8 protein-coding genes are annotated in these 8,430 nt (G+C 58.0%); 4 read left to right on the top strand and 4 right to left on the bottom strand.

The genetic code is table 11. The annotated features are described in order from the left end of the window. The 3 genes from PGQ95_RS25970 to PGQ95_RS25960 all read right to left on the bottom strand — a co-directional run. Positions 1–300 (bottom strand): MFS transporter (locus PGQ95_RS25970; RefSeq protein WP_430919850.1); only part of this gene is annotated, 300 nt, incomplete at its 3' end. Positions 301–382: 82 nt separating this feature from the next. Then, positions 383–1,990: an FGGY-family carbohydrate kinase gene (locus PGQ95_RS25965; protein WP_430919848.1), complete on the bottom strand. Its 1,608-nt coding sequence runs from the start codon at positions 1,988–1,990 to the stop codon at positions 383–385. Positions 1,991–2,022: 32 nt separating this feature from the next. Then, positions 2,023–2,772, bottom strand: a complete 750-nt coding sequence (locus tag PGQ95_RS25960) for an SDR family oxidoreductase (protein ID WP_015365771.1) — start codon at positions 2,770–2,772, stop codon at positions 2,023–2,025. 288 nt (positions 2,773–3,060) lie between these two features. Here PGQ95_RS25960 and PGQ95_RS25955 point away from each other — a divergent pair, with 288 nt between their 5' ends. Continuing rightward, complete coding sequence (locus PGQ95_RS25955; protein ID WP_430919846.1) at positions 3,061–4,074, top strand: LacI family DNA-binding transcriptional regulator; 1,014 nt, start codon at positions 3,061–3,063, stop codon at positions 4,072–4,074. Positions 4,075–4,087: 13 nt separating this feature from the next. On the opposite strand, the gene PGQ95_RS25950 is transcribed toward PGQ95_RS25955, so the two are convergent. After that, positions 4,088–5,029, bottom strand: a complete 942-nt coding sequence (locus PGQ95_RS25950) for a sugar-binding transcriptional regulator (RefSeq protein ID WP_015365774.1) — start codon at positions 5,027–5,029, stop codon at positions 4,088–4,090. A gap of 196 nt (positions 5,030–5,225) precedes the next feature. Between PGQ95_RS25950 and dalD the strand changes: the two genes are divergently transcribed. From dalD to PGQ95_RS25935, 3 genes are all read left to right on the top strand, one after another. Next, positions 5,226–6,611: a D-arabinitol 4-dehydrogenase gene (gene dalD / locus PGQ95_RS25945; RefSeq protein WP_430919843.1), complete on the top strand. Its 1,386-nt coding sequence runs from the start codon at positions 5,226–5,228 to the stop codon at positions 6,609–6,611. After that, positions 6,602–8,065 (top strand): xylulokinase, encoded by a 1,464-nt coding sequence (xylB, locus tag PGQ95_RS25940; protein ID WP_430919841.1) that lies wholly within the window; start codon positions 6,602–6,604, stop codon positions 8,063–8,065. Before dalD ends, xylB begins: the two co-directional genes overlap by 10 nt. Positions 8,066–8,130: 65 nt before the next feature. Beyond that, a partial coding sequence (locus PGQ95_RS25935; protein ID WP_430919839.1) for an MFS transporter occupies positions 8,131–8,430 on the top strand: 300 nt, incomplete at its 3' end.

The raw sequence follows: 8,430 nt of genomic DNA, 5'->3' as shown, positions 1-8,430 counted from the left end.
GAGACCGAAGACGAGGAACAGGACGTGGAACACGCACCACAGCACGAAACCGATAAACATGGTTTTACGCGGGGTGATGATTTCCGCGACCACGCCGGAGACCCAGGCCGAGAGGGCGGCGGCGAGGCCGTAGAGGGTGAAGGCGAAAGAGGCCTGCGCCGGGCTGAAGCCCAGTTCTTTGATGTAGTGCGAGAGGAAGGCGAGTTCAAAACCGTCGCCGGTCATAAACACGGCGATGGCGACGTATCCCCAGATAAGATTCAGCGGCAGACCGAACCACTGTTGGTTATTAACGGACATGTTAACCTCGATTTCAGGATGCAGAGGAGCGGCTCCGCTGTATAACAGCGGAGCATTATTGTTATTAAATTAAAGAGGTATGTTATTCGCGGATTAGCCGACCGGCCTGTTGTAGCGCTTTGTAGGCCTCATACCTGCGTTGATGCAGCGGACTAAACGCCGTCTCGCTGCGATAGGTTTTATCCACTCTGGTGAACCGCTTCATGGCGTCCGGTAGCGAGGCGGCGACGTTGCCCGCGACGGCGCCGAGGATGGCGGAGCCCAGCAATACTGGTTCGCTGCTGGCGGTGCTGACCACGGTCACGCCGCAGGCGTCGGCCAACAGTTGGCGTACCAGCGGGTGCTGCCCCGCGCCGCCGCTGATAACGATATTTTCGCTCTCAATACCACAGGCGCGTTGGGCATCGAGGATCTGCCGCAGGCCGTAGCCAATTCCGCATAATCCGGCGACGTACAGCGCGGTCAGGTTATCAAGATCCCGCTCCATCCCCAGCCCGGCAATCAGCGCTTTCGCGTGGGGGTCGGCAAGCGGCGCGCGATTGCCGAGAAACTCCGGTACGACATGCAGTCCATCTGCCAGCTGCACCGCCTCCGAAGGCGAGGCAACCTGCGCCAGCACGCGATCCGCCAGCCAGACCGGTAGAGGAACGGCGGCGGCTTTAGCCTGTTCACGCGCTTCGGCCGTCGCCGGATGGAAGCTCAGTAACTGGTCGATAGCCGCGCCGGCGGCGCTTTGTCCACCTTCGTTCAGCCAGTAACCCGGTACCATCGCCGAATAGTAAGGCCCCCAGACCCCTGGAACGAACACTGCTTTCTCGGTGGTGGTCATGGTGCAGGAGGAGGTGCCGAAGACGTAGGCCATATTATTCACCGCGCCGTTGAGTACGCCGACGGTGCCGATGCCGCCTGCGTGGGCGTCGATCATCCCGACCGCCACCGGCGTACCGACAGGCAGGCCCATCTCTTCAGCCGCCGCCGCGGTTAACCCATCACCACATGGCGTTCCCGGATCGACGATACGCTGGCCGATACGGGCGAAGTCTTCATCCGCCAGCTCTGCGAGGCCAATCTGGCGAAAGTAATCGGCATCCCAGCGTTTTTCATGGGCCAGATAGGTCCATTTACAGGTGACGGTACAGACGGATCGGGCCAGATCGCCGGTCGCGCGCCAGGTGAGATAGTCGGCCAGGTCGAAGAAATGACGCGCGGCGGCAAAGATCTGCGGGCGGTTTTCTTTCAACCACAGCAGCTTCGGTGTTTCCATTTCCGGAGAGATAGTCCCGCCGACGTACTGCAGCACCGGATGGCGGGTGGCATTGATGCGTTCCGCCTGTTCGGTGGCGCGGTGATCCATCCAGACGATAATATTGCGATCTGCCTCTTCGCTGGGCCCGACGGCCAGCGGCGCGTCATTCTCCCCGATTACCACCAGCGAGCAGGTGGCGTCGAAGCCGATACCGGCAACCGAGTGCGGAGAGACGGCGGCCTTTACGACCGCGCGTTTAATGCAGTCGCAAACCGCCTGCCAGATTTCGCGGCTGGATTGTTCCACCACGCTGCCGGCGCTGCGGAAGAGGGTGATCTCCCGGGTGGCGTGGGCCAGCAGTTCGCCGCTGAGGTTAAATACCCCGGCGCGCACGCTGCCGGAGCCGACGTCGACGCCGATAATGGTTTGAGTCTCGCCATTCATAAAATCGTCCTTTTAGTCACCGATACCGGGGGTTATAAATCAACGCTGTTAGGCAGAATAACCAGGTCGCGTACGGTGACGTTTTTCGAACGGGTGACCATAAACAGCACCGATTCGGCAACTTCGATAGGCTGCATCAGGCTACCGTTAGCCAGCGCTTCTTCCATTTTCTCTTTCGGCCAGTCATCGAGCAGGGCGGTAACCACCGGGCCCGGCAGTACCGCGCCGACGCGGACGCCGTGTTGGGAAACCTGGCGGCGGGTGGTATGAACAAACGCCTGTACGGCGAATTTTGAGGCGGTATAGATAGGTTCCCAGATAACCGGCACCACGCCGGCGATGGAGCTGGTGAAAATAATATCGCCGGATTTTTGCGCGATCATATGCGGCAGCACGCTACGCACGCAGCGGAAGGCGGCGTTAGTATTGAGGTGCAGCACGCGATCCCAGACGTCCGGGTCACCCTCAGCGACAGGGCCGCCAATGTAAGCGCCAGCGTTGGCGTGGAAAATATCGAGACGGCCGGCAAGTTGCAGGATGCCGTCAATGATCTTATCCACCTGCTCGCCCTGCATCAGATCGACCTGTAAGGCAAAAGCGTTTTCGCCAAGCTCTGCCACAATCTTGTTGAGCTTTTCGCCTTCACGGTCGATCAGAACCACCTTCGCGCCCGCGCCAAGCAGGGTTTTCGCGCATTCAAGACCAATGCCGGAAGCGGCGCCGGTGACCGCGGCGACTTTGCCGCTAAGAGAAGTATTCATAGAGGATACGGAGTGGTTCATTTTATAATCCTTCATGTTGTCTGTTTTGCTCTTCAAGCTGGTCTCGACGAGCTTGAGGAGCGGTTACCTGCTACAACAATCTGGCCTGTCAGAGCAGGAGTAACTAAGTTAAGCTATTGAATATCAGCACCATTTATTTCAATTTGCTGATGTCTGAATGATTATTGAGTGTATACGCTAGCGAGCGTCATGGTTGCTCAATCGATGAAGCTAATGTTGCGCCAGCTTCATCGATTGAGCAAGTGGGGAAATTAACAGCGAAATGAATTTGTGACGCAAGTTGGGAAAATGAAAAAAATCACTATCTACGATCTGGCGGAATTATCCGGCGTTTCGGCAAGCGCGGTGAGCGCGATCCTCAATGGCAACTGGAAAAAACGCCGTATCAGCGCCAAACTTGCGGAAAAAGTGACGCGCATTGCGCAAGAGCAGGGCTACGCGATTAATCGCCAGGCCAGCATGTTGCGCAGTAAAAAATCGCATGTCATCGGGATGATTGTCCCCAAATACGACAACCGCTATTTTGGTTCAGTGGCGGAAGGCTTTGAAGAGATGGCGCGTGAGCGCGGCCTGCTGCCGATTATTACCTGTACTCGCCGTCGACCCGAGCTGGAAATCGAAGCGGTGAAAGCGATGCTCTCCTGGCAGGTGGACTGGGTGGTGGCGACCGGGGCGACTAATCCGGATAAAATTACCGAGCTATGTCAGCAGGCGGGGGTGCCGACGGTCAACCTTGACCTGCCGGGCTCCACCGCGCCGTCGGTGATCTCCGATAACTACGCGGGCGCCCGCGCGTTGACCGATAAAATTCTTGATAACAGTTTCAATCGCCACGGCAAACTGGCGCCGCTGTATTTTGTCGGCGGGCGCAGCAGCGACCACAACACTCTGGAGCGTTTACGCGGATTTCGCGATGCTCATGCGGCGCGCGGCATGAGCGTGCCGGAAGAAAACATTCTTTCTCCGGGCTATTCAAAAGGCAAAGTGGAAGCCTGTATGCAGGCGCGTTTTAAAAGCGCCGATGAACATCTGCAGGGTTTCTTCGTTAACTCGACCATCTCGCTGGAAGGGGTGGTGAGATGGCTGGCGCAGTTGGGGCTGACCGGCGTCGAGCAGCCGCCGATGGGCTGTTTTGACTGGGATCCGTTTGTTTATCTGCTGGGTCACGATATTGACATGGTGCAGCAGAACGTCCCGGCGATGCTGGAAGCGGTATTTAATATCATTGACGCAGGCGAAGCCAGCCAGCAGCGGGTAGAGATCCCGCCGCTGCTGATTAGCAGCCGCGAGCACCTGGCCTGAAAAACCGCTGGCGCTAGCGCGTCAGCAGCCAGCGGGCGGTATGTTCATCGGTCACCAGGCCGTTAATCCAGCCGCCTTTTAACGCCGCGAGGATCGCCGGGCGCTTGTTCTCGCCACAGGCGACGGCTATCCGCGGGCACTGGTTTTGGCGGATATCGTAGCTGGTGATCAGGCGATTAATTTCGCTGTCGACGACGCCGCCGTCGGCATCGATAAAGCGGCCGAGGATCTCGCCGATGCCGCCGCGCGCCGTCAGTTCATCCAGTTGGACTTTATTAATAAACCCGTCTTTGAAGATCGGGCTTTGGGTACCCAATGGGCCGATACCGACGAAAATAACATCCGCCTGCTGCGCTGCGGCAGAAACGTTGCTGAACAGGCGGCTGCCGCACCACATCTCATGTTCCTGACGGGTTTGCGCATAGCGCGGCGCGGGCCACTGGTAGTAGTTGGCCTGAATTTTCCGCGCCAGCAGCAACGGCACATCATCGTAGTAGTTGCATTTTCCCTCATCGTTCATTGCGCTAATCAGCGCCACGCAGCGGCTGTTCGGGCTATCGAAATCAATGCGCTGGATGGTCTTTTTCAGCGTTAATCCAGAACCAATGCCGATTATTTTGGCGTTATCGCTCTGCAGGTAGCGGGCCATCAACTGATAACAACCGAAGGAAACGCTATCCAGCGTGCTCTCTTCGTTGTAGGTCGGCACGATATTGCACTCGATGAGTTGATACTTTTCCTGCAACAACTGCGCATAATCGAGGCAGTTCGCCACCGGATGATGCAAGCCAATCGACACAATCCCTTCTTCTTTCGCCGCGGCGATAAGGCGCTGGACCACCGGCCTTGAGGTGCCAAGATGGCTGGCGATTTCGCTCTGATTCTGACCGGCAATGTAGTACATCCATGCGGCGCGGACCTTCTGATCCAGCCTGATGTCGTCTTCTTTACTCACGGTGTCCTGCCTTAAATACGCGGGCGCAGTAGCGCAGATACCCGCATTTTGGCTGCGGTTTTCAAAACAGGCAAGCTTTTGCTCTGTTTTGGTCATTTGTAATTTTAATGGGTAATTGCTCTTTTGTGATCCATAGCTCTTATTTGATTCAAATGATCACATACAGTGAGCCGCATCACCTCAAGGAGAGCAGAACATGAATACGCAATTCACATGGCTTCACATTGGTCTCGGTTCTTTCCATCGCGCGCATCAGGCGTGGTACCTGCATCGGCTGCGGGTTTCCGGCGATTCGCGCTGGCATATCGCGGCGGGCAATATTCGCAATGACGCCGAGCACGTGGTGCAGGCGCTGGCGGCGCAGAAAGGGCGCTACGTTCTGGAAACGGTGAGCCCGGAAGGGGAGCGCGAATACGAAGAGATCGCCTCAATTCAAAAATTACTGCCGTGGCAGGCGGGGCTGCAGCCGCTGATTGATGAAGGCGCGAATCCGCAGACTAAAGTCATTGCTTTCACGGTGACGGAAGGGGGCTATTACCTCAATACGCAACATCGCCTTGAAACCAGCAACGCCGATCTGCAGGCCGATTTGCAGGGGGATTGCAAAACCATATACGGCACTATTACCCGGATTCTTGAAAAACGCATCGCCGACGATGCGGGTCCGCTGACGCTGCTCAACTGCGACAACGTGCGCCACAACGGCGAACGTTTCCATGATGGGCTGGTTGAGTTTCTGCAACTGACCGGTAAACAGCAGGTTATTGACTGGCTGGCGGTGAACGCGACCTGCCCAAACACCATGGTCGATCGTATTACGCCGCGCCCAGCCGCCGATCTGGCGCCACGTATCAAAGCGCAAACCGGCATCGATGATAAAGCGCCGGTGATGGGCGAAACCTTTATTCAATGGGTAGTGGAAGATAATTTCCGCGCTGAGCGCCCGGCGCTTGAGACGGTGGGCGTGGAGATGGTGGCGTCGGTTATCCCCTATGAAGAGGCGAAGATTCGCATTCTTAACGCCTCACATAGCTGTATCGCCTGGGCGGGAACCCTGTTGGGCCAGCAATATATTCACGAGAGTACGCTTACCGATGCCATCTACGCCATCGCCGACCGTTACGTCAGTGAAGATGTGATTCCGTGTCTGGGCGATAACGGTATCGACCTGGCAACCTATCGCGACGTGGTACTCAAGCGTTTTACCAACCCCTATATCCAGGACACCAATCAGCGGGTGGCGGCAGACGGATTCTCAAAAATCCCGGCGATGATTGCCCCAACCCTGCAGGAGTGCTACCAGCGTGGCGTGCGCCCGCAGGCTACCGCTATGTTGCCGGCGCTGTTCTTTGTCTTTATGCAGCAGTGGCATAAAGGGGCTTTACCGTATCAGTACCAGGACGGAATTCTCGATGAGGTCGCGGTGCATGCCATGTTTAATTCGCCTGACCCGATCGCCCGGTACGCCGGTGATAAAGCCCTGTTTGGCGAGCTGGCGGAATCGACGGATTTCCACGCGCTGCTGCGTGAGCAAATCGCCGCCGTCTACGCGCTGACCCAGCAGGAGGCGCTATGTATTTAGGTATCGATCTCGGCACTTCGGAAGTTAAAGCGCTGGTGCTGGATGAAAACAATGCGGTCGTCGCCAGCCATAGCGCGCCATTGACCATTCAACGACCGCATCCGCAGTGGTCTGAACAATCGCCGCAGGCGTGGTGGGAAGCGACAGAATATCTGATTGCCACTCTGCGAGAGAAGTGCGCGAGCCATTGGTCGGCGATTAAAGCCATCGGCCTTTCCGGGCAGATGCACGGGGCCGTACTGCTGGATGCCAGCGGCGAAGTGATTCGCCCGGCGATTTTATGGAACGATACCCGCTGCGCGCAGGAGTGCGCCGAGCTTGAAGAGATGGCGCCAGAGCTGCATCAGGTGGCTGGTAATCTGGCAATGCCGGGGTTTACCGCGCCGAAACTGCTGTGGGTGCGGCGTCATGAGCCGCAGCATTTTGCCCGTACCGCCTGCGTACTGCTGCCGAAGGATTTTCTGCGCTACAAGATGACCGGCAAAAAAGTCTCCGATATGTCGGATGCCGCCGGCACCCTTTGGCTGGATGTCGCGCGACGCGATTGGTCCGACGCGCTGCTGCAAAAGTGCGGCCTGACGCGGCAACAAATGCCGGAACTGGTGGAAGGATGCGACGTTTCCGCCACGCTGGCGGCAGACATTGCCGAACGCTGGGGGCTTAATCCTTCGGTGCTGGTGGCGGGGGGCGGCGGCGATAATGCAGTCAGCGCGATTGGCGTTGGCGCGGTGTCGCCGGGAGACGCTTTTATCTCGCTGGGTACCTCCGGCGTGCTGTTTGTCGTCACCGACAGCTATCGTCCGGCGCCGCAGTCGGCGGTGCATGCTTTCTGTCATGTGCTGCCGAACCTGTGGCACCAGATGAGCGTGATGCTCAGCGCCGCCAGCTGTCTGCAGTGGTTCTGTCGTCTGACCGGCACCACCGAAGTGGCGCTGCTGGAGGAGGTCGCCCAGTTAAGCGCAGACGAAAAAGCCAATGCGCCATACTTCCTGCCTTATCTTTCCGGCGAGCGTACCCCGCATAACGATCCTCTGGCGCGCGGTATGTTCTGGGGAATGACCCATGCCAGCCTGCGCGCTCAACTGGGATATGCGGTGCTGGAGGGAGTGAGCTTCGGTATTGCTGACGGCCTGCGCGTGTTGCAGGAGAGCGGAACCCGTATCGACCAGTGCTCACTGGTTGGCGGCGGCGCCCGCAGTCCGTTCTGGGCGCAACTGCTGGCGGATATCCTGGCGATGCCGGTGGTGACGCATAAAGGCGGGGAAACCGGCGGCGCGCTCGGAGCGGCGCGTCTGGCCTGCCTGGCGGCGGGCAAACCGCTGGCCAGCGTTTGTCATAAGCCGGAAATCTGGCAAACCTGGCAGGCGGATCCGCAGCGTCATCAGGCGTTGATGCAGCGTTACGCCCATTTCCAGTCTCTGTACCTCAACGACCGACATTTTCGACAGCAGTAAGACATATGACGCTCCGGCGAAACTGCCGGAGTGATTCTCCTGCACCCTACAACAACGAGGTCACCATGTCCGTTAATCACAAACAGTGGATGGGTCTGCCGCTGAACCTTATCTGGGGATACGTCGCCATCGCCGTGTTCATGACCGGCGACGGTTTTGAACTCGCCTTCCTCTCGCACTACATCAAGGAGCTGGGCTTCAGCCCGGCGCAGGCCTCTTTCGCCTTTACCCTCTACGGCCTCGCCGCCGCCCTTTCGGCCTGGGTCTCCGGCGTGGTCGCGGAAATCATCACCCCGCGTAAAACCATGTTTATCGGTTTTGTGTTGTGGTGCGTGTTCCACGTCCTGTTCCTCGTCTTCGGCCTT

It is taken from the genome of Klebsiella sp. 141240 (assembly GCF_050600805.1).
Classification (GTDB): Bacteria; Pseudomonadota; Gammaproteobacteria; order Enterobacterales; family Enterobacteriaceae; genus Klebsiella; species Klebsiella aerogenes.
The sequence above is the reverse complement of the archived record's forward strand: the minus strand, read 5'-3'. Positions and strand labels throughout refer to the sequence as shown.

What these genes read in the sequence shown, in the direction of transcription:
- dalD (WP_430919843.1), top strand. Translation starts at nt 5,226, where the DNA reads ATGAATACGCAATTCACATGGCTTCACATTGGTCTCGGTTCTTTCCAT.
- PGQ95_RS25955 (WP_430919846.1), top strand. Translation starts at nt 3,061, where the DNA reads ATGAAAAAAATCACTATCTACGATCTGGCGGAATTATCCGGCGTTTCG.
- xylB (WP_430919841.1), top strand. Translation starts at nt 6,602, where the DNA reads ATGTATTTAGGTATCGATCTCGGCACTTCGGAAGTTAAAGCGCTGGTG.
- PGQ95_RS25960 (WP_015365771.1), bottom strand. Translation starts at nt 2,772, where the DNA reads ATGAACCACTCCGTATCCTCTATGAATACTTCTCTTAGCGGCAAAGTC.
- PGQ95_RS25965 (WP_430919848.1), bottom strand. Translation starts at nt 1,990, where the DNA reads ATGAATGGCGAGACTCAAACCATTATCGGCGTCGACGTCGGCTCCGGC.